The organism is Victivallis sp. Marseille-Q1083, assembly GCF_903645315.1.
Classification (GTDB): Bacteria; Verrucomicrobiota; Lentisphaeria; order Victivallales; family Victivallaceae; genus UMGS1518.
Genome location: NZ_CAHJXL010000001.1, coordinates 1,068,096 through 1,093,879, shown reverse-complemented (window position 1 = coordinate 1,093,879; position 25,784 = coordinate 1,068,096). Strand labels below are relative to the sequence as shown.

20 protein-coding genes and 1 tRNA gene are annotated in these 25,784 nt (G+C 58.4%); 14 read left to right on the top strand and 7 right to left on the bottom strand.

Going from position 1 to position 25,784, the window contains the following annotated elements:
- The first annotated feature begins 11 nt into the window (after nt 1–11).
- Nucleotides 12–158, top strand: coding sequence for a hypothetical protein (locus tag HWX74_RS04350; protein WP_176012382.1), 147 nt, complete (start codon nt 12–14; stop codon nt 156–158).
- A 112-nt stretch (nt 159–270) separates the two neighbouring features.
- Complete coding sequence (locus tag HWX74_RS04345) at nt 271–2,028, top strand: metallophosphoesterase (protein ID WP_176012381.1); 1,758 nt, start codon at nt 271–273, stop codon at nt 2,026–2,028.
- A 46-nt stretch (nt 2,029–2,074) separates the two neighbouring features.
- Here the strand turns inward: HWX74_RS04345 and HWX74_RS04340 are convergent, their stop codons facing one another.
- Both HWX74_RS04340 and HWX74_RS04335 read right to left on the bottom strand, forming a co-directional pair.
- Nucleotides 2,075–3,094 carry an ABC transporter permease gene (locus HWX74_RS04340; RefSeq protein ID WP_176012380.1) on the bottom strand — a complete coding sequence of 340 codons (1,020 nt, stop codon included), beginning with the start codon at nt 3,092–3,094 and terminating at the stop codon, nt 2,075–2,077.
- 35 nt (nt 3,095–3,129) lie between these two features.
- On the bottom strand, nt 3,130–4,521 hold the full coding sequence (locus tag HWX74_RS04335) for a hypothetical protein (protein WP_176012379.1): 1,392 nt from the start codon (nt 4,519–4,521) through the stop codon (nt 3,130–3,132).
- 316 nt (nt 4,522–4,837) lie between these two features.
- Between HWX74_RS04335 and gyrA the strand changes: the two genes are divergently transcribed.
- The 8 genes from gyrA (at nt 4,838) to prfH (ending at nt 15,754) form a co-directional block, all read left to right on the top strand.
- Entirely contained in the window at nt 4,838–7,471 is a 2,634-nt protein-coding gene (gene gyrA, locus HWX74_RS04330) for a DNA gyrase subunit A (protein ID WP_176012378.1), read from the top strand.
- Complete coding sequence (gene folP / locus HWX74_RS04325; RefSeq protein WP_176012377.1) at nt 7,468–8,310, top strand: dihydropteroate synthase; 843 nt, start codon at nt 7,468–7,470, stop codon at nt 8,308–8,310. Before gyrA ends, folP begins: the two co-directional genes overlap by 4 nt.
- Nucleotides 8,311–8,358: 48 nt before the next feature.
- On the top strand, nt 8,359–9,228 hold the full coding sequence (cdaA, locus tag HWX74_RS04320; protein ID WP_176012376.1) for a diadenylate cyclase CdaA: 870 nt from the start codon (nt 8,359–8,361) through the stop codon (nt 9,226–9,228).
- Entirely contained in the window at nt 9,215–10,204 is a 990-nt protein-coding gene (locus tag HWX74_RS04315) for a YbbR-like domain-containing protein (RefSeq protein ID WP_176012375.1), read from the top strand. The genes cdaA and HWX74_RS04315 overlap by 14 nt, the downstream gene beginning before the upstream one ends.
- 318 nt (nt 10,205–10,522) lie before the next feature.
- Nucleotides 10,523–11,791 carry a mechanosensitive ion channel family protein gene (locus tag HWX74_RS04310; protein ID WP_217704846.1) on the top strand — a complete coding sequence of 423 codons (1,269 nt, stop codon included), beginning with the start codon at nt 10,523–10,525 and terminating at the stop codon, nt 11,789–11,791.
- A 263-nt stretch (nt 11,792–12,054) separates the two neighbouring features.
- Nucleotides 12,055–13,377, top strand: a complete 1,323-nt coding sequence (locus HWX74_RS04305) for an IS1380 family transposase (RefSeq protein WP_176012373.1) — start codon at nt 12,055–12,057, stop codon at nt 13,375–13,377.
- A gap of 635 nt (nt 13,378–14,012) precedes the next feature.
- The gene (locus HWX74_RS04300) at nt 14,013–15,119 is read left to right on the top strand and encodes an RNA ligase RtcB family protein (RefSeq protein ID WP_176012372.1); all 1,107 of its coding nucleotides are present in this window, start codon (nt 14,013–14,015) and stop codon (nt 15,117–15,119) included.
- Between the two features lie 11 nt (nt 15,120–15,130).
- Nucleotides 15,131–15,754 (top strand): peptide chain release factor H, encoded by a 624-nt coding sequence (gene prfH / locus HWX74_RS04295; protein ID WP_176012371.1) that lies wholly within the window; start codon nt 15,131–15,133, stop codon nt 15,752–15,754.
- Between the two features lie 65 nt (nt 15,755–15,819).
- Here the strand turns inward: prfH and HWX74_RS04290 are convergent, their stop codons facing one another.
- Nucleotides 15,820–16,524, bottom strand: coding sequence for a UPF0489 family protein (locus HWX74_RS04290; RefSeq protein WP_176012370.1), 705 nt, complete (start codon nt 16,522–16,524; stop codon nt 15,820–15,822).
- Between the two features lie 256 nt (nt 16,525–16,780).
- On the opposite strand from HWX74_RS04290, the gene HWX74_RS04285 reads away from it, so the two are divergent.
- Nucleotides 16,781–16,856, top strand: a tRNA-Lys gene (locus tag HWX74_RS04285).
- Between the two features lie 88 nt (nt 16,857–16,944).
- Entirely contained in the window at nt 16,945–17,172 is a 228-nt protein-coding gene (rpmB, locus tag HWX74_RS04280; protein ID WP_176012369.1) for a 50S ribosomal protein L28, read from the top strand.
- Between the two features lie 73 nt (nt 17,173–17,245).
- On the opposite strand, the gene HWX74_RS04275 is transcribed toward rpmB, so the two are convergent.
- The 3 genes from HWX74_RS04275 to HWX74_RS04265 all read right to left on the bottom strand — a co-directional run bounded on the left by HWX74_RS04275 (nt 17,246) and on the right by HWX74_RS04265 (nt 20,690).
- The gene (locus tag HWX74_RS04275) at nt 17,246–17,614 is read right to left on the bottom strand and encodes a hypothetical protein (protein ID WP_176012368.1); all 369 of its coding nucleotides are present in this window, start codon (nt 17,612–17,614) and stop codon (nt 17,246–17,248) included.
- 142 nt (nt 17,615–17,756) lie between these two features.
- On the bottom strand, nt 17,757–19,982 hold the full coding sequence (locus tag HWX74_RS04270) for a DUF6259 domain-containing protein (protein ID WP_176012367.1): 2,226 nt from the start codon (nt 19,980–19,982) through the stop codon (nt 17,757–17,759).
- A gap of 39 nt (nt 19,983–20,021) precedes the next feature.
- A complete protein-coding gene (locus tag HWX74_RS04265) occupies nt 20,022–20,690 on the bottom strand; it encodes a DUF1559 domain-containing protein (RefSeq protein WP_176012366.1) in 669 nt (222 codons plus the stop codon).
- Nucleotides 20,691–21,067: 377 nt separating this feature from the next.
- Between HWX74_RS04265 and alr the strand changes: the two genes are divergently transcribed.
- Together alr and HWX74_RS04255 are read left to right on the top strand one after the other, a co-directional pair.
- Nucleotides 21,068–22,201: an alanine racemase gene (gene alr, locus HWX74_RS04260; RefSeq protein ID WP_176012365.1), complete on the top strand. Its 1,134-nt coding sequence runs from the start codon at nt 21,068–21,070 to the stop codon at nt 22,199–22,201.
- Nucleotides 22,202–23,566 carry an aldehyde dehydrogenase gene (locus tag HWX74_RS04255; protein WP_176012364.1) on the top strand — a complete coding sequence of 455 codons (1,365 nt, stop codon included), beginning with the start codon at nt 22,202–22,204 and terminating at the stop codon, nt 23,564–23,566. It begins immediately after the preceding gene.
- 76 nt (nt 23,567–23,642) lie between these two features.
- Here the strand turns inward: HWX74_RS04255 and HWX74_RS04250 are convergent, their stop codons facing one another.
- Nucleotides 23,643–25,760, bottom strand: coding sequence for a hypothetical protein (locus HWX74_RS04250; RefSeq protein WP_176012363.1), 2,118 nt, complete (start codon nt 25,758–25,760; stop codon nt 23,643–23,645).
- Nucleotides 25,761–25,784 lie beyond the last annotated feature (24 nt).

Sequence of the window (25,784 nt, the reverse complement as noted above, 5' to 3'; positions counted from 1 at the left end):
CCGCGCCCGCTTTGCGCCAGCGCAGCGATTACGCCATCCGTCTGGCCAACGGCGATGTTTCCTTTCTGGCCGATACCGAAAAACACGGTGGCGTCAATTTACTGGGAGAATTGATCATCGAATCAGAGGCACAAGTGTCGGGATCGAATGTTGAATAACGCCGGGAGGGATTGACAATTTTATCGACCAATGCTATATTGGAGTTCATCGTATTCGGGTGGTTCCCGATTTTTCTGATGAGATACCATACACCAGGAAAGGAAAGATGATATGAAACGGTTTTTGGGGTTTGCAGCCGTCTTCTGCCTGTTCTGTTCTCTGTGCAGTGCCGCCGCAACGGTCGGGAAACTCGCTCCCGGGTTCAAACTTTATGTCAACGGCGAGATTTCACGCGAGGATGCCGCCGCATTGGCCAAAGATCCCGCCCATGCGATGGCCGTCGCTCCTCGCACGGTTTCGGCTGATGACAATGGTCTGGTGGAGATTGTCGCCAACGGCGGCGAATTCAAGCTCCAGACCCAGAATCCGGCTATCCTGACCGCGACCCTGACGGCCGAAGAGGACGGCGAAGTCTATCTGGGCGTGGGAGCAAACTGGACCTTTGAATGCTATGTCAATGAACAGATGGTTTATTCAACCCTCTGGGATGGCAACCGCACCAGGGAATTTGCCGCCGACAACCATATTTTCCCGGTCCGGGTGCACAAGGGCGTCAATCATATCGCCATCTATCTGCTGTCCGGCTGGCAGGGGGGCGGCTGGTGCGTCGCGCTTGATTCCTTTGAGCCGACGCCTGAGCTGCAGGAGCGTTTCCAGCCTGAAGTTACCCATCAGCCGTGGATCACCCATGCCGGAATCGGGACGGTGACGGTGAATTTCCCTACCGCGAACCCGATTGTCGCCTTTGTCGATTATCGTGAAAAAGGAACGCAGGAGTGGCAGCGGGCCTATGAACTTCTCGGCGGCCAGGCCCGGGACGACCGCGCCGAACATACGATTCCGCTGAACGGTTTGAAGGATGATACCGTTTATGAATACCGCCCGGTGCTGGTGCCCCAGCCGTTTACCGGCCGGGAATGTCCCGGTCCGGTCCATACTTTCCGTACCTTTTCGCCGGCGAAAAAGAATTTCAAAGTTTTTTTCACCAGTGATACCCAGATGCCGCCGGACCGCCGCGTCGCGTTGCTTGAGGATTTCCTTAAAAACTGCGGCGCCGCCACTGCCGATCTCTTTGTTCATGGCGGTGATGTGGATAATATCTTTGATGTTTCCGAACCGCTGTTCCTTGATTCTTTTGTCGACGTGCTGACCGCGGACCGCGAAATGAGCCAGCCGCTGGTGGCGCTGCGCGGCAATCATGAATACCGGGGCGATCGCAGCGGCGATTATTTCGGCTATTTCGGCGGCCCGGATCATCGAAGTTATTATGCATTCCGTCACGGCAACACTTGTTTTATCGTCCTTGACTCCGGCGAGGACAAGCCGCGCTGGGCGACCATGCGCTGGTATGCCCGCACCTACGATGCGCCGTTGATGGCCGAACAGCGGGCCTGGCTGGAAAAAGTGGTTGGAAGCGAGCTCTTTCAGGAGGCGACCTTCCGCGTTGTTCTCGCTCACTCCCCGGGCTACGGCGAGTCCTATATGGCCAAATCCATTGAAACCATCGCCGACGGCATTCTGACCGGCGATGCCCCGGCACACAGGATTCATCTCTGGCTTTGCGGCCATACCCATCGCTATTCCCGCAGTACCGGAAACGGCAATTCGCAACGGGTTTTTGACCGCGGCGCCGTCCTGCCGTATCCGGAGACGCTGCCCTATGTGGTTCTGGTCAACGATGGTCCCGGCGGCGGCGCTGGCCCTGATTTCAGCGCCGTCCTGCTGGAATTCAATGATGACCGGATTGAAATCCGCAGCATGGAACGCGACGGCAAGGTATTCGATCATTTTTCGATTCGTCCCGACGGCAGTGTGACGGAGCATGAAACGTCATTGCAACTGGCCGTTCCGGGTAAAGATGCCGATTGAATATTGGACGGTATGCGGCGCCGTCTCGAAAACGGCGCCGTGAACGCTACCGTTTGTTGAACGAAATCCGCGGGTCGGCGGCGACGTAGAGAAGGTCCGACAGCAGAATGCCGCCGAGCGTCAGGACGCCGGCGAAGGCGAACAAGGCCATCTGCAGCGGATAATCGCGGCTCGACAGCGACAGCAGCGACAGGGAACCCATGCCGGGAATGCTGAAAATATGCTCAATGATGATGCTGCCGGCCACCAACCCCGGCAGCAGACCGCTGAACAGGGTGATCAGTGTGATGACTGCGTTGCGGAAGGCGTGTTTGAAGATGACAACCGATTCCGGCAATCCTTTGGCCCGGGCGGTGCGGATGTAATCCTGATGGATGACTTCCAGCATGCCGTTGCGGGCGTAGCGGGACAGCCCGGCGAAGCCGGCGTAGGCCAGGCAACTGACCGGCAATACGTAACATTTGGCCGTTTCCCACAACAATTCCCAGGAATTCAGGCGGTCCGGCTGCGCGACCGAAAGGCCTTTCAGCGGAAAGAGCGGCCACCAGCCGCCCTCGCACAGCCCCGCCTGCAGCATCAGCCCGACCCAGATGACCGGCAGCGAATAGAGAAAAAACAGCCCCATCGTCGTCAGGCGGTCGAACCAGCTTCCGGCGTAGACCGCACCGTAAATTCCGAGCGGAATGGCCAGGAGATAGGTGATCAGTACGGCGAAGAAGTTCAGTTTCAGCGTCACCGGCAGCCGCGACAGGATCAGATCGGTGACCGGCCGGCCGGGATCGACGGTGGCTGAAGTGCCGAAATCGCCGTGGAGCAGCACCGCTTTGAACCAGTAATAAAATCCGATATAGATCGGTTCGTCGAGATGCAATTGCTTGCGCAGGGCATCGTTGCGGACGAATTCATTGCGTTCCGCCGAGGCGGTGCCGGCGCCGGCGTCGCTGCCGAACAAATTGCTTTTGGTCGGATCGCCGGGCGCCAGCCGCAGCATGACATAACTGATCACCAGAATCACCAGCAGCGTGCCGATGGCCAGCAGAAGTCTTTTCGCCAGATATAACCACATGATTTTTCTCCGAAAACGCACGCCGGAGCGTGCCGTTAACCCTCTTCCAGTTTGCGCAATTTCTCTTTCAGCAGATTTTCGATGTAAGCATCGCCGTAAAGCGTCCGCAGCAGCTTGATATTGAACTCGTAAAAAAGCTGCGCGTCGGGACGCTGGATCAACTCCTGCTGCGACAGTTCCAGCATTCGCCGCCGCTTCGTCATATCGCGCTCGTACACTTCCAGATAGTGCATCAGCGTCCGCGGACTCAGTTCGCTGAACTTCTTCTGGCCGAACTCCTCGGTGTAGTCGGCGGCGATGACCGCCACCAGGTTGTTGTTGATGCGCCGCATGCCGCGGGCGGCCAGAAAATCGGCGATCATCTCCTGACATTGAATTTCGTCGAAGGTCGGGAAGGAAACGACCCGGCCGCGGCTGAGGATGCTGACCGGAAATTCATAGTTGGAAGCGATGACGATGGCGATGTTGCGCGCCAGCGTGAAACTGCCGCCGATATGGGTGCGGAAAAAATACCAGTTGACGCCGGCCGGGTCGATGTCATCGAAAAATACGACGAACCGGTGGTTCGGATGGCGCTCCAGATTGCGCAGCAGCTCCTCCAGCCCCTGATCCAGCGCGGCGACTTCCGGCAAAATCAGCGTCAGATTGGGGTGCTTCAACGTGTGGGCGATGGTCATCTGGGTTTTGCCGAGGCCCGGCAGGCTGGAAATCAACAGCGGCAGGATGGGGGCGCCGATGGAAAACGCTTCGAAAAATTGCTGGAAAATCTGCTGGACGGAACGGTAGCCGAAAAATTTATCCGCCGACCGGGTCGCCTGTAATTCGGCGACGCCGAATTCACCGCGTTCATAACGGTACGCCCGCGCATTGGCGAAGCGGTCGCAACGAATGGCCATCGCCCGGATCGCCGAGGGGGTGCCGAGGTCGGGGAACGGATTGGCTTCGCTCAGCGCCGCCGGCCAGTTCGGCCAGAAAGGACTCGGTTCCGCCGCCGGCCGGCGCGCCTCCAGCGTCTCGACGTTGGTTTTCAAGCGTTCCAGCGCGGCGAGCACCCGGTTGGCATGGGTGAAGAACAGCCGGAAGATTGCCCAGTCGGCGGCATCGTCGCTCTCCGGCAGCCGGAACCCCTGCGCCAGCAGCCGTTCGAACAGCAATTGTTCGAACAGGCCGGCCAGCGACAGCCTGTTGCAATTCTGCAGCAGCGTGTTGAGCAATATGACGGTGTCGGGATGGCGGGCCGGATCGGGAAGCTGTCCGCTGCCGGCCTGCCGCAACAGCCGCTGCAGCTGCTCGAGAAAGCCGCGCCGCCTGCCGTCGGCGATGCGGACCGGTCCGGCCGGTCCGGCTTCGGCGAACAGGAAGTCGAGACTGTCCGCCGCCGCGGCAAAGCAGGCGGCGGAATCGGCCGACATGACATCTTCACTCATGGCTTTATGGCTACCCATCCGGTTTGCGGTTTGCTTGATTTCATCGGTAATATAATCTGCCGATGTCCGAATCCCAAGGCCCGATGCCGTAAAAATAAAAATTTTAGCAGCGGCGGCAATCGCCAGCCGGCGGAATACGAACGAAATCGTGGCGTCAGGCTGGAAAGAGCGGCTGAACAGGAAACGGTATTTTAAGTAAAAATGATACCGGAAACTTGTTAAAACGGCCGGAAGGAGGTATATTACTGAATATAATAGTATAGGAATCACTACCGGCGGTGGTTGGCCGGCCTAATTTTCGACGAATGGAAAGACGATGAGCGAACTCGAACACAAAGATTTTCCGATCAGCATCGAAGACATCATGCACACTGCTTACCTGCAGTATTCGCTGAGTGTCAATGTCGGCCGGGCGATCCCGGATGTCCGCGACGGACTGAAACCGGTGAACCGCCGGATCCTCTATGCGATGAAGCAGTTGAACCTGACCAAATCCCACGCTTATACCAAGAGCGCCAAGGTGGTCGGTGAAGTGATCGGTAAATACCATCCGCACGGCGACTCGTCCATTTACGATGCGATGGTGCGTTTGGCGCAGGACTTTTCGATGCGCGAGCCGTTGATCGACGGACAGGGGAACTTCGGCAGTATCGATGGCGACTCGGCCGCCGCTTACCGTTATACCGAATGCCGGATGGAACGGTTGTCCGAGGAGATGCTGGCCGATATCGACAAGGACACCGTCGATATGATGCCGACCTTCGACGAATCGGCGGAGGAGCCGGTGGTTCTGCCGGCGCGTTTTCCGCAACTGCTGGTCAACGGCACGACCGGTATCGGCGTCGGGATGGCTACCAGCATTCCGCCGCACAATCTGGCCGAAGTGATCAATGCGACCATCGCGCTGCTGGATGACCCCAAGGCGACGGTCGATGATTTGATGGAGCATCTGCCCGGTCCGGATCTGCCGACCGGCGCGATCATCCGCGGCCGTTATTCGATCCGGCAATTCTATCTGACCGGCCGCGGCAGCATCAAAATGCGGGCCCGGGCCGAAATCATCGAGAAAGACAACCGCGAACAGATCATCGTCACCGAAATTCCGTATGCGGTCAACAAGGAGATGATGGTCAAACGCATCGCCGAGCTGGTCAACGAGAAGAAGATCGTCGGCATTTCCGGGCTGCGTGACGAATCGAGCAAGCGGACCGGCATCCGCATCGTCGTCGAAATCAAACGCGGCGCGATGGCGACGGTGGTGCTCAACCAATTGTACGCGCATACCCAGATGGAGACGGCTTTCGGCTGCACGATGCTGGTCGTCGACCACAACCGTCCGCGGGTGATGAACCTGCCGCAGGTGCTGCAGGCCTATCTCGACCACCGGCTGGAGGTGATCACCCGCCGGACCCGGTTCGACTTGAAGAAGGCGGAGGCGCGGGCGCATATTTTACAGGGCTTGCTGATCGCCATCGCCAACATCGATGAAGTGGTGCGGCTGATCCGCGAATCGCGCACCAAACAGGAAGCGGCCGACCGGTTGTGCGAACGGTTCGGTTTCAGCACCATCCAGGTCAATGCGATTCTGGAGATGCGGTTGCATCAACTGACCGCCCTGGCGATGGAAGATGTCCAGAATGAATACGATGAAATCTGCAAGCGCATCGATTATTACAAAGCGCTGCTGGCCAGCCGGGAGATGCGGTTGGGCGTAATCCGCGAGGAATTGATCCAGGTGCGCGACAAGTATGCCACGCCGCGCCGGACCGAAATCGTCGGCGACGACAGCGATTTGAACATCGCCGACCTGATTCCGCGCCACAGTTGCGTGATCACCGTTTCGAATACCGGTTACATCAAACGGGTGCCGGCGGACACTTATAAGACGCAGCACCGCGGCGGCAAAGGCATCATCGGCATGGAGACCAAGGAAGAGGATTATGTCGAGCATCTGTTCAACGCCGACAGCCACGATTTGATCTTCTTCTTCACCGACAAAGGTTTCATGTACTGGCTCAATGTTTATGAAATTCCGGAGGGCTCGCGGATTTCCAAGGGCAAGGCGATCGTCAACATGATCAAAGTGGAGCCCGGCGAGAAGATCAAGACGATGTTGACGGTCAAACGCGAGGATTTCGACAATCCGAATAAATTCATCGTCATGGCCACCCGGAGCGGTTATATCAAGAAGACGCCGCTGGATGCGTTCCGCAATCTGCGGCGCACCGGCATCCGGGCTCTGGTCATCGAAGAGGACGACGATCTGATCGCCGCCGATGTGTCGGAGAACGGCAACGAAGTGCTCCTCTCCAGCGCGCAGGGGATGGCATGCCGGTTCGAGCAGTGCGACGAGCAGATCCGTCCGATGGGCCGCACCGCCCGCGGCGTGACCGGAATGCGGTTCAAGCTGGCGGACGATTACCTGGTCAGCATGGAAGTGATCCATGAGCACATCGATGAATTGGAAGCCGAAGCTGACGGCGAAGAGGATGCCGTCGAGCAGGCGGGGGAAGACAATGAGGAAGAAATCGCCTTCGGCAGCGGTCCGCAGTTGCTGGTGGTGTCCGACGGCGGCATGGGCAAGCGCAGCTTCGTCAGCACTTACCGCAAGACGAACCGCGGCGCCAAAGGCGTGGTCAGCATCAAGCTGCGGCAGAACGAGCAGGTGGTTACCGCTCTGCAGATCGGCGACAGCGATGAACTGCTGCTGACCACCGAACGCGGTCAACTGGTGCGGATTCCGGTGCATGAAATCCGGCTGACCGGCCGGGCGGCCAAGGGCGTACGGATCATGAATCTCAACGACGGCGACCGGATTACCGGAGTCGCCAAGCTGGTCGAGGTTGAGGCGGAATTGAATAGGAACAATGCGGCGGCCGCCGGACAGGAGCCGCCGGCGGCGGAAACGGAGCTGCCGCCGGAACCGCCGACGGCGGATGAAAATGAATGATTGAGTTGAGGCTTCCTCACGGTTCGCTGGTCAAAAGCGGCAATCGGCCGCTTTTGATGGGAATCGTCAACGTGACGCCGGACTCTTTCAGCGACGGCGGTTGTTTTGACGGTCCGAAACGCGGCCTGGACCATGCGCTGGCGTTGTTGGATGACGGGGCGGATTTGATCGATATCGGCGGGGAATCGACCCGGCCCGGTTCGGCCGCCGTCCCCGACGACGAGGAGTGCCGCCGGGTGGTGCCGGTGGTCGAAGCGTTGCGCCGGGCGCGTCCCGGCTGCATCATCAGCGTGGATACCCGCAAGGCGGCGGTGGCGGCGGCGGCATTGGAAGCCGGTTGCGATATCATCAACGATGTCAGCGGCCTGGCGTATGCGCCGGAAATTGCCGGTTTGGCGGCGGCGTCCGGGGCCGGATTGGTGCTGATGCATTCGCCGGCGACGCCGGATGTCATGCAGCAGCCGCAATTTTTGCAGTACGGCGATGTCGTCGAAACGGTCAAGTCGTTTCTGCTGGCGGCGGCCGGTCAGGCCCGTGAAGCCGGAGTGCCGGCGGGGCGGATCATTCTCGATGTCGGGATTGGTTTCGGTAAAACGCTGGAGCAGAATTTGACGCTGCTGCGGCGTTTGGAGGAGTTCGGAAGTCTGGGGTACCCGCTGCTGGTCGGACATTCGCGAAAACGTTTCATCGGCGAATTGCTGCGGCAGAGCGATCCGCGGCAGCGGGATATCGGAACGGTGGGCATTTCACTGAAACTGATGGAGCGCAACTGCGACATTCTGCGGGTTCATGCCGTGAAACTGCATCGCGAGGCGATGACGGCCTATGCGGCCGGCTGACCGGCGGGAAAATTCTCCGGAATGCGGATGAAATAAAAGGCGACTGCGATGTCATACGAGGAAATCGGCAATTACTTCAATCAGGGCTGGGCCTATCTGGGGCCGGCGCTGGAAGTATTCATTATTTTTTACATCATCTATGTGACGTTGCATTATCTGCGCGGCACGCGCGGTTCGAATGTGCTGGCCGGCATTGTCGTCGTGCTGCTGCTGCTGACGATTCTTTCCGACTGGGCGAAATTCGAGGTGATCAACTATCTGCTCAACGGAGTCTGGTCGCTGCTGGCGGTGGCGCTGATCGTCATTTTCCAGCCGGAACTGCGGCGGGCTTTCGCCCAGGTCGGCAGTTATGCTTTTTTGAAACGCAGCCGCAAGAAGGAGACGATCACCGAGCTGGTTGCCGCGGTGTTGAATATGTCGCGGCGGCGGACCGGGGCGATTATCGTCATCGAACGGAAGATCGGCATGCGGTCCATTGTCGAGGATGCGGTCAAGCTGGACATCAAACTGAACGCCCTGATCATCGAATCGATCTTTTATCCGAACTCGCCGCTGCACGACGGCGCGGTGATCATCCGGAATGACCGGATCGTGGCGGCCCGGGCGATTCTGCCGTTGTCGCGGGACGATAATATTTCCCGGACGATGGGAACCCGGCACCGGGCGGCGATCGGCATTACCGAGGAGACCGACGCGGTCGTCGTCGTCGTTTCCGAGGAGACCGGCAACATCAGTATCGCCTGCCGCGGCGTCATCCACCGGGACATCACCGCGGACAATTTGCAGAAGCGGTTGAACGATTTGCTGATCCTGCAGAACAAGGAGAGTTTCGCCGATCTGCTCAATTCGATGGAAGACGAGGAAAAGCTGGAGGCGCCCGCCGCCGGTACGGAGAATTCGGACGATGTACAACAGTGACAACAACCGCGGACCCTGGCGCTATGTGCCGGAGATCATTCGGCGGGATTTCATTCGCAAAGTGATCGCCTTTTCCTTTGCGCTGCTGCTTTATTTCACCATTGCCACCCGCATCGGCACGGAGGAAAAGATTTCCAATGTGCCGGTGACGCTGGATATTCCGGCCGGCCTGATCAACTTGGACAAGGCGCCGCAGCGGGTCACGGTGACGGTCAAGGGCAGCAAAAAAGCGTTGGCGGAAGTCAATGTGTCGGCCTTGAAGGTCAAGGCGCAGGTGTTGGCTTCGAACTACACCGGCGTTCCCTATGTCATCCGCCTGACGCCGGACAACGTCAAGGCGCCGTTCGGCACCAGCGTGGTCGGCATCGATCCGAAGGATATCGTCGTCAACCTGGAGCCGCTGGAATCGCGCAAGGTGCCGGTGGTGGCCCGTTTCGATTCCCAGGACTATCTGGAAAAAGATTACTCGGTCGGGCAGGTGAAATTCATGCCGGGAGAAGTTTGGATCCGCGGGCCGAAATCGCTGGTCGACAACATTGACAGCGTGTCGACCCAGCCGATCCCGCTGGACCGGCGGATTATCGACAGTTTTGAATATTCCACCGAAGCGGTGGTGCCGGAGGGGGTCAATGTTTCGCCGACGAAGATTTCGGCCGAGGTGGAAATCGTCAAGCTCTTCACCAACCGGGTGTTCAAGTCGATTCCGCTGCGGGTGCTCTATCCATCCGGCAGTGAAGCGAAGATGAAGGTGGAGTTGCTGACGGCGCCGTCGGTGGAAGTGACGCTGAACGGCCCGAAAGGACTGATCGGCAGTTTGAAGCCGGAGGTGATCCGGCCTTATATCGACCTCAACAATCTCTCCGACCCGGGGACGTATACGCTGGATGTCGCCTGCTATTTGAACAATGCGCCGGATTGCAGCATCGTCAGCATTTATCCGCCGAAAGTACAGGTGAAGTTGACACGGGAACCCTGATCTTTCCGGATTGGATTTAGAAAATACTATTTTTATAAAGAAAATAAACATGTTTTGTTTATTGCCTGTTGACTTTTCTTAAAAAATTTGCTATACTATGAAATGAAGAGGATGCAGAGGAGAGTACGCCCGGCTTGGAGAGGTCGGGCGTATTTTTTTTGCCGCGAAGCGGAAGCCCGGCCGGATAATGGGCTTGCATCCGGCTTTTTTTCGGTTATCTTATTGCGATATTGTGCCGACGTCGGTAACCCGGCGGATAACTTGAAAAAATAGCGGAGAGACGGTCGCATGCGATCGTTTTCGGAAAGGATAGCATTGATGCAGACATGGTTGGAGGATTTGCAGAATGTTCTGTCGCCCTATCCCTGGGCTTACAGCACGCTGGCGGCGATTTTTTTGATTCTGGTGGCGATCGCGGTGAACTGGCTTACCAAATGTATTCTGCTGCGCGGTCTGCACAAACTGCTGCATTCGCGCCCTTCGGCCAACAGCGAGGACAACGCAGTGCAGTTGGCGATTGTCTCGCGGCTGGCCAATATCGTACCGGCGGTGGTGCTGGCCGTCGGCGTGGTGACCATTCCTGATATTCACGAAGTGCTGGCGGCGGTGATCCGCAATGTCTGCAGCGCCTTTATCATCCTCACTTCGGCTCTGGCGGCGGCGAAGCTCCTCGATTGGATCGATATCGTTTACCGCCGCCGGCCGGACGCCTCCAACAAACCGATCAAAGGCTATCTGCAGCTCTTGAAGATCTTTATTTTCGCGGTGGCGCTGATTCTGGTCGTCGCGACTTTGATCAACCGTAATCCGTTGATTCTGCTCTCCGGGCTGGGGGCGATGGCCGCGGTGTTGATGCTGGTGTTTCAGGATACCCTTCTGTCGGTGGTGGCCAGTATGCAGATCGGGTCCAACGACATGGTCCGGATCGGCGACTGGATTGAGATGCCGAGCCAGGATGCCGACGGGTACGTCATTGAAATCGCCTTGCATACGGTCAAGGTGCAGAATTGGGACAAAACCATCACGACGCTGCCGATCCGCAAGCTGATCACCGATGCCTTCAAAAACTGGCGCGGCATGTTCGAGTCGGGCGGCCGGCGGATCAAGCGGTCGCTCTATCTGGACCAGCGCAGCGTCCGTTTCCTGGATGACGCCGAGATCAAACGCCTGGAGGAGTTCGTGCTGCTTGACGATTATCTGGAACGCAAGCGGCGGGAGTTGGCGGAATGGAATGCCGATTTGGAGAAACAGGGGGCCAAACCGATCAATGAGCGCCGGGTGACCAACCTCGGAACGTTTCGCGCCTATGTGGAGCATTACTTGCGCAGCAATGCCAACATCAATCAGGATATGATGCTGCTGGTCCGGCAACTGCAGCCCGGCGCGACCGGGTTACCGCTGGAAATTTACTGTTTCACCAGCGATGTGCGCTGGGTGGAGCATGAAAAGGTGCAGGCGGATATTTTCGATCATCTGCTGGCCATTCTGCCGGTGTTCGATTTGCGCGTCTTCCAGCAATGCAGCGATACTTCCGGATTGGTGCTGCCGTCGCCGGCGCTGCTCAACGATACCCGCAAAACGGATTGAAGCCGGGACGCTTGCCGGTGAATTTTTCTCCGTTGCCCGGTGCGCGATTCTGAAGGTGGCAATACTACTTGGCTGGCCGGGATTCGGAAATATGCCCGGAAACATTCGGCTGCTGAACTATCCGTTCGATTTTCAGGCGCGGACTTTGGCGCGAGCCGGTTAGCCTGAATATTGCGTAAATTTTCAAAAACAAAGAGGCAGATTCTCGACTAACGTATTATATTGTAATATCTTACATCACAATATAACGCCGAGGTCTGCCAATGACAAAATGTAATGTTTCGATTCCGGTCTTTCAAGGTCCGAAAAGCAGAAAAATTGAATTCAATTTCGCCGGTGGAGATATCAGCAGTGACGGCGGGTTGCTTTTCGTGAAAGAATTCGACCGCAAACTCGGTTTGACCCGGCGCGCCGGTAAACTGCTGGATTCTTTTGATATTCGACAGCCCGGAAAAGTTGAACATTCCTATCTGAGCATGCTTCGTCAACGAGTTTTTGGTTTGGTTGCCGGCCATGAAGATCTCAATGACCATCATGAATTGCGAACTGATCCGCTGATTCAAACTGTTGCCGGTCGTGATCGTCAACTCGCCACTCCAAGCACTTTATGTCGATTCGAAAATGGAATCGATCGTCGTGCTTGCGTAGATTTGAGCCGATTGTTTGTCGAATTCTTTATCGAAAGTTTCTCCACGCCGCCTCGAGAATTGATTCTTGATTTCGATGCTACCGATGACCTCACTTACGGGATGCAGGAAAATCGCTTTTTTCATGGCTATTATGACCACTATTGCTTTTTGCCGTTGTATGTTTTCTGCGGGGATCAATTGCTTGTGGCTTATTTGCGTCCATCAAAAATTGATGCGGCCAAGCATGCTTGGGCGATTCTCTCGCTACTGGTAAAGCGCTTTCGGCAGAAATGGCCGAAGGTTAAGATTATTTTCCGGGGAGACAGTGGCTTTTGCCGGCAGAAAATGCTGAACTGGTGTGATAAGAATGAGGTCAAATATATTGTCGGATTGGCGAAAAATCCACGTTTGCTGGAATTATCAAAAGATCTTCAAGTGAAAGCGGAAGCACTTTACAACGAAACACATGAAAAAGCAAAACTGTTTACTCAGTTCGAATATGCGGCAGGAACTTGGAAATACCCGCGCCGGGTGATTGCCAAAGCGGAATTCAACTCCCCCGGACCGAATAATCGTTTTATCGTCACCAATCTTGATGATGATGGACAATATCTTTATGAAAAAGTCTATTGCGCCCGAGGTGAGATGGAAAACAGGATCAAGGAACAGCAGCTGGATCTTTTCGCTGATCGGACGAGCTGCCATGACTTTGCGGCAAATCAATTCCGGCTTCTGCTTTCAAGTTTGGCTTATATTCTCATGGAACGGTTTCGGGCATTGTTGTTGACAGGAACTCAATTTGCCGAGGCTACCTGCGGCAGCATTCGCTTATACCTGGTGAAAATCGGTGCCATTATTCGGCGGAATACCAGAAAAATTTATGTTGCTCTTTCAAGTGCTTGTCCAAATCAGGAACTCCTCCGCTTGATCGCTGCGAAAATCATCGCTTGGGAATAAAACCTTGGAGAGCTGTCCCCGGCTCGCCGAACAACAACGGGGGAAAGGGGGAATATGCTCAATTTGCAAAAAAACGACAATATCCGACTCTGAAAATAAAAACTTCCGAATCTTCTGAACATTTCTCGACGATTCGAAAGTTTCATGCAACATTCAGGTTAGCGCACTGATCGCGTCATCCTGTTCCCGGACGGCGGTTATTACCGCTTGCGCGGCAGCGGAACTCCTGCAATTCGGTTCCCTCTTCAAACGGCCGGGTGGAAACACAGTCTTCAACAAGCTGTTTGCGGTCGGTCCGGAAACTGGTGGCCGGCAGCGATGCGTCCGGCGCGATGCTGATGATGGCAACTTCCTGTCACCGGTGAGCTGCGGCCGCGCGGCGGAAATTTTGGCGATTTTATAAAACACGAGGATTGCAAAAAATATTTGCGGGTCAATAGTATAAAAGAGAATTGAAACTCAGTCTGCAATATCAATACGGGAGGTGTGCGATGTCTGTTCTTCAATCCAACCGGGTTTTCACTTTTATCCGCTGAAGAAATAAGCGGCCTTCCAGACGGCAGTGATGCCGCATTGCTTCTTATTCTCTTCGGACGGATCGTGGTATTTGAACCTTCTTTCAGGAGAGAGTTATTTTGGATATTTCCGAACCTTTCCGTCTGTTCTGTTCCGACAAAATCTGGCTCGAAGGCGATGCCGTGGAACAGTTCAGGCGAATCATGCGTTTCCCGAACCTTCTTGCCGGCGCGGCGTTTCCCGATCTTCATCCCGGACGCGGCGTGCCGGTCGGCGCCGCCTTTCTGTTCGAGAAACGGATTGTGCCGGCACTGATCGGCGGCGACATCGGTTGCGGCATGACCCTTTGGGCGCTGGATTTACCACCGCGTAAGCTGAAGATCGACCGCCTGATCCGCTCGTTGACCGACGAGCCGGAGGCGAAATTGCGCCAGACTGCCGGCGAATTGTTGCGAAACCGGGAGTCTTCCGTTCCCGACCCGCGCCATCTGCTGGGGACGATCGGCCATGGCAACCATTTTGTGGAATTGTTGGCTGTCGACGACATCCGCGATGCCGTACGATGGAAAGCACTGAATCTGCCGGACAACGGCTTGCTGCTGCTGGTTCACGCCGGGTCGCGCGGTTACGGTGAGACGTTATGGACGGAATTTGCCGCCGTCCATGGCGACGGCGGCGTGGAAGCCGCTTCGCCGGCCGGCCGGGCTTATCTCGAAGCACATGACCGGCTGCGGCTGTGGGCCTCGTTCAACCGGCGGTTGCTGGCGGCTGTCTTTCTGGCTTTGCTGGGCTGCGGAGGGCGCGAGATTCTGGACAATACGCACAACAGCATCACCGAATGCGGGCCGGACCGGTGGCTTCACCGCAAGGGCGCGGCCGAAGTGCGTCCCGGAGAACCGGTCCTGATTGCCGGTTCGCGGGGCGCGCACAGCTTCCTGGTCATGCCGAAGGCGGCGCCGGAGACCCATCTGTTTTCACTGGCGCACGGCGCCGGCCGCAAATGGACGCGCCAGCACGCCCGGGCCCGGCTCAAGGCCAGATATGAACACCAGGCGCTGCTGAAGACCGGAATCGGTTCCCGGGTGGTCTGTCCGGACCGGGAGCTGCTTTACGAAGAGGCGCCGGAAGCGTATAAGAACATCGACCGGGTGATCGAAGATTTGACGGCATTCGGCCTGATCGACGTTGTCGCCGCCCTGCGTCCGGTGCTGAATTGCAAACCGTGAGGAGATGGAGGATGAAACGGATGATTTTGCAGATCAGTGCCGGTCAGGGGCCGGCGGAATGTCGGAAATTTGTCGTTCTGCTGGCGGAATTGATTGGCCGGGATGCGTTGCGTTGCGGATTGACCTGCCTGAGTTTGACCGAAGAATTCGGATCGGCGGCGGCGTTGCCGTCGGTGGCTTTTCAATTGGAAGGCGCCAACCTCGATGCGTTTCGGCGCGCCTGGGAAGGAACCGTCCAGTGGATCTGGAAAAGCACGCTCCGGCCGGAACATTCCCGCAAAAACTGGTTTGTCAAAGTTTCCTGCCGTGAGGGCGATTCCGCCGTCGAATTCGATCTTGCGGCGGTGAAGATTGATACGTTCCGGGCTTCCGGGCCGGGCGGACAGCATGTCAACCGGACCGATTCCGCCGTGCGGGTAACCCATTTGCCGACCGGAATCGTCGCCGTCGCCAGGGAAGAGCGCTCGCAACTGCGCAACCGGCAGCTGGCGCTCGCCCGCCTGGCGGAACGGCTGCAGGCGCTGGAAGCAGTGGAGGAGGCCGCCGGGAAGTCGGCATTGCGCCGGGAACATCTGCGGTTGGAACGCGGCCGGCCGCGGCGCATCTTTCGCGGTTTGCCGCCGCGGGAATTTTGACCGTCTGGAAACAGGCCGGTCCAAGTGCATCGGAGAAAGGGATGGATCATGGGACCGGCCGGCTTTCAGGCCTCGCCGGAACCGGCTTGGTCGATGTGCTGCCGCAGTTGCGCCAGCAAGTTGTCGGCGTCGATGGTTTCGCCGGCGAGCCGCAGCAGTTCCACCCAGATCGTTTCCCGGGAGATGGTGACGGCGGCGGCCTGGCGGATCAAATGGTGAAACAGTTGCGGCGTCTGCGGCTTCATGCCGGCGGCGGTCTGGAAATAGTCCAGGTCGATGTCCAGGATAAACGGCGTCGCGCCGGGCCGGAATTGGAATGCTTCCGCCCGGCGCAGCCGCCGGGACAGGTAATCCGTTTCCAGCACCCGGTCGGCGTAACGGCGGTAGCCGGCGTCGGCGTCGGCGGATTGCGGATAGGACGGCGTCGCCGGGTCGTGAAGGATCTGGATGGCCGGATTGACATCCCGCGAGAAGTTGACGTGAGAGCAGACGAACGCCTGCCGGATGAAACCGGCCTGCAGCGCGTAATCGAGGTGTTCGTCATGGCGCAACAGCGGCAACACCTCGGTCAGCGCGGCGCCGACCGGCGGATGGGGACGGCCGTGTTGCCGGCAGTGATCAAAAGCCGGCAGCGTATCGGTGTGGAAGTCGAGCGTCAGGACAACCGGCGCAAGGCCCAGCCGGCGGCGGAGCGCTGACCAGAATGGCAGGACCTCATGGTGATTTTCGACGATATGAACCGGCGGGCCGGCTGGGAATGGCGTTGACATAGTCCTGAACCGCATTTGGAATTGGCTGTTGCGGAGAACATAGAACCGTTTGGCCGGAATGCAAGTTTTTTTCCGAAAAAAAGTGGTTGCCGGCTGGCGAAGCCGGGAAGGCCTGCTATAGTAAGCGCCATTGTTTTCCGGTTCGGCCGGAGAAAACGGTTATCCGGCGCAGTGAAAAAATGCGGAATTTTTGAAGTGGCAAACTTGAAAAATTTCACGTACAGAGTATTTTAAGAAATCATCAGTTGATTCTGGTGGGTTGATAGCTCAGTCGGTAGAGCATCGCCCTTTTAAGGCGGTGGTCCGGGGTTCGAGTCCCCGTCAACCCACCATTTTTTTTGAAAGAACAAGTCAAATAAATAGTTGGGACCGGCGTGAAACAACTCATGTGATAAGCCGTCCGGATTGTGAGGGACTGAAATGAGCAATGTTTGTCAGATGTGTGGAAAAGGCAAAGCCGAAGGCGGCCGCATTATCCACAAAGGTTTGGCCAAAAAGGCCGGCGGTATCGGTTTGCACGTCGTCAAAAACGGCAAGCGTACTTTCGAACCGAATATCCAGAATGTTCGGATCAACGACAACGGCACGGTGAAGACGGTCAAAATGTGTACCGCCTGTATCCGCAACGGAAATTATTCCAAAGCCTGAGTCGGTTGCCGCTGCAAAAAGCCGGATGTTTTTTACATCCGGTCTTTTTTTTGCTCCGGCAACGGGAGAGCGGTCACTGCGACAGGCGCGATTTCCGCCAGTCGATCGTTTTTTTACGGCCGCTTTCGTCGACTGCGACGAACGTGCACTCGGTACGCAGACATTCGCGTTCGTTGACCATGACGTAAAGGTCGAAAGTCAAACTGCAGCGGCCCGGCCGCGGATTGTCGCCGAAAAATTCCAGCACGTCATTGTGCTGGACCGGGTGTTTGAACACCGTTTCGGCCAGCCGGTAGGTGACCAGGTCCCGGCACTGGGTGATCTCCATCGCGTAGATGGCGGCGGCCTCGTCCAGCCAGCAGAGCATCCGTCCGCCGAACAGGCAGCCCCGGTTGCCGATGTCCATCAGTTTGCAGATATTCGAAGTGATTTTCAATTTCATGACCAGCCGGCTCCTCGCAATCGTTGTTTGTCTTGCCATACCATAATGCGGCCCGGCGTTTTTGCAATTCTGCGGCGCGGAAAATCGTCACGACAAAAAAACAGCCCGGCTGAAACCAGCCGGGCCATCGGGCGGAGCCGGGCTACCGCGCTTCAACCGGTTCGGCGATGACTGCCGCGAAGTCGTAGGCCGGCACCGGCAATGCGGCTTCCAGCGGAGTTGAGGCGTCGGACGTCAGCAGGGTGCGCCGCCCGTCCGGCGCGACGCTGTAAAGCCGGTATGGACCGGCGGTCAAGCCGTAACGTTCCGGCCGGAAGCGGAATTTCGCCACGCGCGCTTCGGCGCCGATGTTGGCCAGCGGCACCGCCAGGCTGCCGTCGTCGGCGAGCCATACGGTCCCGGACAACAACGCTTCGGAATGGGTTTCGCCGCCCATGCGGTTCCATTTGACGACGATTTCCGGCACCGGGTCGCTGAAGTGGACGCCGTCGAGCAATTGACCGTATTTGACGTGATCGGCCAGCGTCCGACGCCAGGCGATTACCCGGTTGAGGTAAGCCAGCATCGCCGCCGATTCCGGCGTTCGGTCCTCCGGTTTCCGGCCGTGCAGCCAACTGAGCCAGCCGGGGACCAGTCCCCACAGCACGCCGCGTTTCTGGGCGGCCGCGAAGCTGGGCAGATCGTCATCGGCGAAGGAGAGGGCGCCGAAATAATTGATATAACCCGAATACGCCTGGGACAGCGCCGGGAAATCTTCGCCGGTGATTTCGGTCCAGACCAGGCAACTGGTGATGACATCGCCGTAAGGTTCCGCCGCATTTTCGGTGGCGAAAAATATGCTGCCCGGCGCCTCTTCCAGCAGCGGCGTCAGCAATTCGCGATAACCTTCCACCCAGAAATTGCCTCCGCCGAGCGGATGGCCGTGGGTGGCATCGAAACATTGGCCGGGCATCAACTGGCCGATCTGGTCGAGATAAATGCCGTTGACGCCCATCGCAATCAACTGGCGGCACTGCTGCTGCAACGCCCGCTGGTAAATGGCGGAAGCCGGGCACATCGGCGCCAGCGCTACGCCGGAGTGGTAGTCCTCCAGATGAATTTGACCGGAACGGTTCTTGACCGCGGCGGCGGTGCCGTCGGTGGCATAGCTCGGCAGTGTGCTGTCCCAGAGGTGGCCGTTGAGATAGGGGACGACGAAATCGCCGTTGGCGGTAATTTCCCGCGTTACCGCTTCGAATCCCGGTTGGGCCGGCAGGAAGAACGGATAATTGGTGTCGAATTTGTGTTCGTTCCAATTGTACCAGTGGATCGCCAGAATGCCGTCGACCTCCGTTTTGGCGCGGTCGTAAATGGCTTTCAGCTCCGCCGGGGAGCCGGAGACGTTCAGCCACAGGTCGATGTCCCGGTAATTGGCCGGCAGATCGGTTCGCTGGTTCAGTTTGCCTTTGGAGAGCATCGGTTGGGTGACGGCCCACTGCCGGTAACGGCGGCCGGCTTCCCAGGCGTCGTCGGCCGGCGCGACGGCGAATTGGTAGTCGATCAGCCTGGAATGGCCGGGCCGTCCGGCGTCGGATGCCATCGCTTCGACGGCGATGCCGGCATCGCTGCCGACCGAGATGGTCTTGGTGGAACCGGCCGGATCATGGAGACCGAAATACAAGCCACCTTGTTCCGGCCGGAACAAGGCGAGATATTCGACCTGGGCCATAATCGATGGATAGGTGAGCGAAAAGGCCTGCCGGTTGGCCCGGAACAACTGGGCGCCGAAGGTCAGCCGGGGCGCCAGCAGATCGTAATCGCCGGGCGCGGCCAGACCGGATAAAATCGGAAAAACCGAGCTTTCAAAGGCGTAGGTATCCGACTGCAGTTCCGCGGTCAGCGTGCCGGTCGCCATGCCGTGCTCCGCCGGCAGGCGAAATGTGCAACTGACCTGCAGCGTGCCGGCGCCGCCGGGGAGGGCGATGTCGTTCCAGTGGAAAGTCAATTGCCGGATGCCGTCGATCGTCTGCCGGGTGCAACTGCGCCGGCAGTCGTCGAGATTGGACACCGTCAGAAGCCCCTGGTCGGAATTGAGCGTTTCGGAGACCAGAATGCCGCCTTCGGTATAACGGGAAACCGTCTGCCCTTCGAGCCGTCCGCCGGAAGAGAGTTTGATTTGCCAGAGCAACGGGGCATCGGCGTCGTCGCCGGGCCCGAAGACCGCACCATCGCGGCAATTGCGCAATTCCAGGCAGCCGAAGCCTTTCGAAGCATCGGCAAAGGTCAGTTGCAGATCCCGGTTGGCGAGGACGATGGGGGTGGTAGTTTTCGCCCGCAATGGAGTGATTGTCACCATGATCAGCAGAAGGCAGAGTAAATTATTTTTCAAGATATTTTGCTCCGTTGATAAGGAATTGAGTCGCGTTCTTTATTTCCCTTCGTACGGCGCCTGCTTGTGGACCGAACCGTCGAGGCGCAGGATGTTCGAGCCGGCGACGGTGGTGCCGTTGCGGCCCGGCTGGTGAACCTGCTGAACTTCGGCATGGACATCCCCCTGGACGAAAAACAGGTCGATGAAAATGACATCGCGCGGGCCTTCGCTGGCAAACCAGTTGGATTTGTACCAGAAGGTTTCGGTTTCCGTCGTCCGGACCGAGCTCTGACTGTAAGGCGGATAATTTTCTTTCCAGCCGAAGTAGTAATAACCGAACACATTGTCGTCGGTGCTGTCGATGCCGGTGTTCCAGGTGTTGCCCAGCATCACCGGACAATAGAAGATGGCCGGATTGTTGCCGACCTGGCCGTCGGTATCCAGCTTTTGCCGGCCGATGTAATCGCGCAGCGATGCCGTGGCATTGGGTTGCCTGAAATCATAGGAACACCAGTTGCCGGAACTGTCCTGGCCGTTGTCCGGCAGGTAATCGTTGTTGTCGTTGGCATACATGATGCAGGCCAGGCCGAGCTGCTTGAGGTGGTTGACGCAGGTGATGTTCTGGGCCGCCGCTTTGGCTTTGGAAAGCGCCGGCAGCAGCATGCTGGCCAGAATGGCGATGATGGCGATGACAACGAGCAATTCGATGAGCGTGAATTTTTTCATTTCGATCCTTCCTTCCTGGATGGGTTGTGTTTCGTTCATTCCGATGTTTACCATAATAATATTATAGTGGAAAAAAGCGAAATAAACAATGGATAAAAGTATCATAAAAACGGATATTTTTAACATTGGATGCCCCCGGACGCCCGCCGGGAGGTGCAGACAGGGTATGATATTGGCATTGAGGAAAATTACCGATGGGAATGGATGGCGGCCAGCCGCCGGCCGGAAAGCGGGGATCTGCGCGGGGCGGATTGACAAATCTATAGCGGCGGCCTGCGGGGCGGGACTTGCATTTATCGGCCGGAGATTGTAATTTATAAGGAAAAGAAAATACAAAAAGCGGTCCGGTTTGGCGAAGCGGACCGCCGGAGGCGGAGATGTTTTTCGACGTGGATCATGAGAGCCGGGTGCGGCTGGAGATCGATATGAAGGCGTTGCGGGAGAATTTCCGCACCGTCAAACAATACGTGGCGCCGTGCAAGGTCATCGCGATTCTGAAGGCCAACGCCTATGGGCTTGGCGTGCTGCCGATCGCCCGGGCGCTGAAACAGGCCGGCGCCGACGGGTTCGGAGTGGCGGAGCTAAATGAGGCGCTGCAACTGGTCGGACTGGGACTGCCGATCCGGATTCTCGGCAACCTGCTGCCGGCGGAAGTGATGCCGGCGGTGAACGCCGGCTTGATCTGTCCGGTCAACGATCTGGCGATGGCCGAGCTGTTGAGCGCCGAGGCGGTCCGGCAGCGCCGGGTCGTCTACGGCCAGTTGACGATCGACAGCGGCATGGGCCGGCTGGGAATGCTGGCCGGGCGGGCGCGCCGGGAAATTGTCGCGATCAGCCGGTTGCCCAATCTGCAGTTGACCGGAATCTATTCGCATTGTTCATCGGCGTTCGACGGGCAGGACCCGTTTACGGTCGGCCAGGTGGAGAAGATGAAACGGCTGCTGGAAGAGTTGGCGCTGGATGGCATCGGTTTCGAGGAGATCCATATGGCGGCCAGCGATGCCTTGAACAATTTCGCGGAAACCCGGCAGCCGCCGTTCAACTGCGTCCGGGCCGGTTTCAATCTGTACGGATATTATGACAACGATGTCCGGCGGTCGATGCGCCTGCAGCCGGTGGTCGCCCTGAAGACCCGGCTGGCGGCGGTCCGGGTGCTGCCGGAAGGATATTCGGTCGGTTACGGCCGGACTTGCGTTTTGCCGCGGGAAACCCGGGTCGGAACCATCGCTGCCGGGTATGCCGACGGGCTGCCGCTGGCGCTGTCGAATACCGGCGCCGTGCTGGTGCGCGGCAGGCTCTGCCCGATTCTCGGCCGGTTGTCGATGGATTATACGACGGTGGATTTGAGTGCGGTGCCGGAAGCGGAGTGGGGGGATGAAGTTACTTGCATCGGCCGGGACGGCGACCGGCAGATTACGTTGGAAGAGTGGGCGCGGCTCAAGGGAACGCATGTCTACGATTTGTTGTGTTCGTTCGGAACGCGCTGCGCCAGAATTTATGTGGAAAAATAGATGGAAAAAATCAGTACAATTGTTGCCGCCCAGCGGGAATTTTTTGCTTCCGGCCGCAGCCGCGACCTCGTCTATCGGCGCCGGACGCTGAAGGCGCTGCAGCAGACGATCCGGCAGAACCGGGCACGGATTCTGCATGCGTTGGCTTCCGATCTGCACAAAAATGATTTCGAAGCGACGCTGTCGGAATACCTGCCGATTCTGAACTGCCTGAAATATACGTTGCGGCATTTGACGCGTTGGGCCCGTCCGAAGCGGGTCGGACTTTCGTCGTTCAACTGGCCGGGCAAAGGGCGCCTGCTGCCGGAGCCTTACGGCACGGTCCTGATCGGCGCGACCTGGAATTATCCGTTTCTGCTGGCGCTGGAGCCGCTGATCGGCGCGCTGGCCGCCGGCAATACGGCGATCGTCAAATTGTCCGATCAGGCGCCGGTGACTGCGCATGAACTGGAACGGCTGCTCGGCGAGTGTTTCGAGCCCGGCCATGTGACGGTGACGGTGGCGCCGTGGGACGAGGTGCTGGCCGAAAACTACGATTATATTTTCTTTACCGGCGGCATGACGGCCGGCCGCCTGGTGCTGGAAAAGGCGTCGCGCAATTTGACCCCGGTCACCCTGGAGCTGGGCGGCAAAAGCCCGTGCCTGGTCGAACCGGATGCCGACTTGAAATTGGCGGCCCGGCGCATCGTCTGGGGCAAGTTCCTCAACGCCGGGCAGACTTGCGTTGCGCCGGATTACCTGCTGGTTCACAGTTCGGTCAAGGACGAGCTCACCCGGTTGCTGCGGCGGTATGTCCGGGAATTTTTCGGCGACAATCCGCAGGACAGTCCGGATTTCAGCCGGATCGTCAATAACAGCCATTATGACCGGCTGTGCCGGCTGCTCGGCGAAGGACGGTTGATCTGCGGCGGCGAAAAAGAGCCGGACAGCTTGTACATCGCGCCGACGATTATCGACGATATCGACTGGGACAATCCGCTGATGGCCCAGGAGATTTTCGGCCCGATCCTGCCGGTGTTGAGTTACGAATCATTGAAAGAGGCCGTGGCGTCGATCAATGCCCGTCCGAAGCCGTTGACGCTGTACTTGTTTTCGCGCCGCCGCGCCACCCGCCGGTTTGTCGCATCGGCGACCTCGTCCGGATCGCTGGTGGTCAACGATACGGTCATGCAGCTGGTCAATCCGAAGTTGCCGTTCGGCGGCGTCGGCGACAGCGGCATGGGCGCCTATCACGGCAAGGCGAGCTTCGATACCTTCAGCCATATCAAGTCGGTGATGGTCAAAGGGGCCTGGTTCGACTGGCCGTTGCGTTATCCGCCGTTTACCGAGTGGAAAAGTGCGATTCTGCGCCTGTTGGCGCACTGACCGGGAAAATGACGGAGTGGCGCAGCCGGGCCGGCGTCGCAGAGCCGGACGCGGTTGACGCCGGCGATCAACCGATCTACCTCCGCCCGGCCGTGCTTATCGAGTCGGAGTCCGGCTGCAGCGGCGCCAGTTGCAGATTGCGGACCTCCAGGTCCGGCGCGTCGGCTGCCAGGACGAGTTGCGAAACCGTCAGGCCGGGCCGGCAACTGATCAGCGTTCTTTGACCGGCGATTTCCGCGTCGACGATCGAACCGTTCATTTTGGGATCATGATAGACCAGCAGGCTCAAATGGAACGGCCGGTCCATGCCGTCGACTTGTTCGATGGCGAAATTGCCGCCGCGCTGGTGCAGATTGGGATTTTTCAAATGGGTGGCGGCTTCGAGTTCCGGACACTCCGCCGCGATCAGTTCCCGGGCGCTCGGAATCGCCGCGGCGAACCGGTTGCCGTCGGCGCTGCCGTACTGGGCGTAGCGTTCCCCGAGGCGCAGTTGCAATTCACAACCCGGCTGGCCTGCCGCGCCGGTCAGCCGGATGGCGAACCGGCCGGCGGCGGTTTTGCCGGGGTCGATGTCCAGGTCCAGCCGGAAGGATTGGGCCGGAAGTTCACCGAAAGCCCGGCCGTCGCCGTGTAATTCGGCCGGGGAGAGACGGGTGGCCAGCGACATCGGTTCGGCGGTCGGCGGCACCACCTCCGGCGGCCATTTGAGGCCGAGCCGGCCATCCGGGTATTGAACCAGTTCCCGCAGCACCAGATAACCGCCCCAGCCGAGTCCGCCGAGCCAGCCGGCCATGATCCGCCGGTTGCCGGTGAATTCCGCGACCATTGGAACGCCCAGCCCGTCGTAAGGATCGGACCCGGCCGCCGCCGAATCGATGTAACTGCCCGCTTCGCCGGTCGGACTGATCCAGAAACCGCTGAAGCCGCCGAGCAGGTAATGGTATTGGTTCCACTGGAAATAGCATTGGCATTCGGTCGAGTTGCGCATGACGGATTGTTTGCCGTACGGAGGAAAATCCGGATTTTCACAAACCCAGTGACCAGGCTGCCGGGCGGCCCGCCAGGAGCCGCTGGCGCCGTAACCGGCGAACAGCAGCAGTGAATCGTCCGGCAGCGTATAGATGCTTGGATTTTCACATGGATGCATCAGGATGCCGGTCTTTTCGAAGTGGATGCCGTCGTCGCTGACCGCATAGGTGGAGCCGGCCGGGTATCCGTCGTATTCGCCGGGATGGAAAATGCCGGTTTCGCCGTGCTTTTCCAGATAATCCCACTGTGCCGGCAGGGCGGTTTTTTCATAGGGAACCATCCTGGTGGTGTGCAGCCCGTAGGAAAAGTAATACTGATTGTGGTGAAAAAATACGGTGCCGGTGCCGCAGGTTTCCCACTGTTCGGTCAGGTCGATGGCCGGTTCGTGTTCGGTCCAGTGGCGCAAGTCGGTGCTGGACAGGTGGGCGAAATAGTGGCCGCCCTGGCCGAATTTGCTGGAGTGATGCCGCCGGTCGAGCAGGTAGAAGATGTGATAACGGCCGGCATGGAAAAAGGTGACGACATCGCCGACCCAGGTGTTGTGGCCCTCCGGCGTGAAATACTGAATGCCTTTTCGCGGGGCGCCCGCCGCCGGCCGCGATTCGGCCCGGACGGACGGCTGCCGGAGTTCGGCGCCGGAGACCAGCGCCGGATCGATGCGCCATTCGGCGGACTGCTGCCACCGTGGGAAGCCGACCGGAAAATCTTCGTCCATCAATTTGCCGTCGGCAAATATCTGCCAGCGCGCGCCGGTGAATTGCAGCGTAATTTGGCGTACGCCGTCCAGCCGTTCCAGCCGGGCCAGCGGAAAACCGATGCGCATTTCGCGCCAATCCGGATGCGCCTCGGAGTGAAGCGTCAGGACGGCTTCCAGTACCGGACAACTGCCGTCCGGCAGTTGATAGTTGACGTAATTCTGCCGCCGGTCTTCGGCATTCTCGGCCGGATCGGTGCCGGCCTGCCGCAGCCGCAGGACGACGGCGTCCGGAATTTCCAGCAGCACTGCCGAAGCGGGCGCGTCGGAGAGGGCGGCGGTCAACTGGATGGAGAACCCCGCTTCGGTCGGCGCGGCGGCGAGGCAGGCTTGCGGCCGGTCGCTTGTCAGGCTTGCGGTCGGCGGCAGAACGGAGGAGAAACAATAGAGCAGCATCACTAGTTCGATCATCTTCTTTCCTTTCCGGTTTTGAAA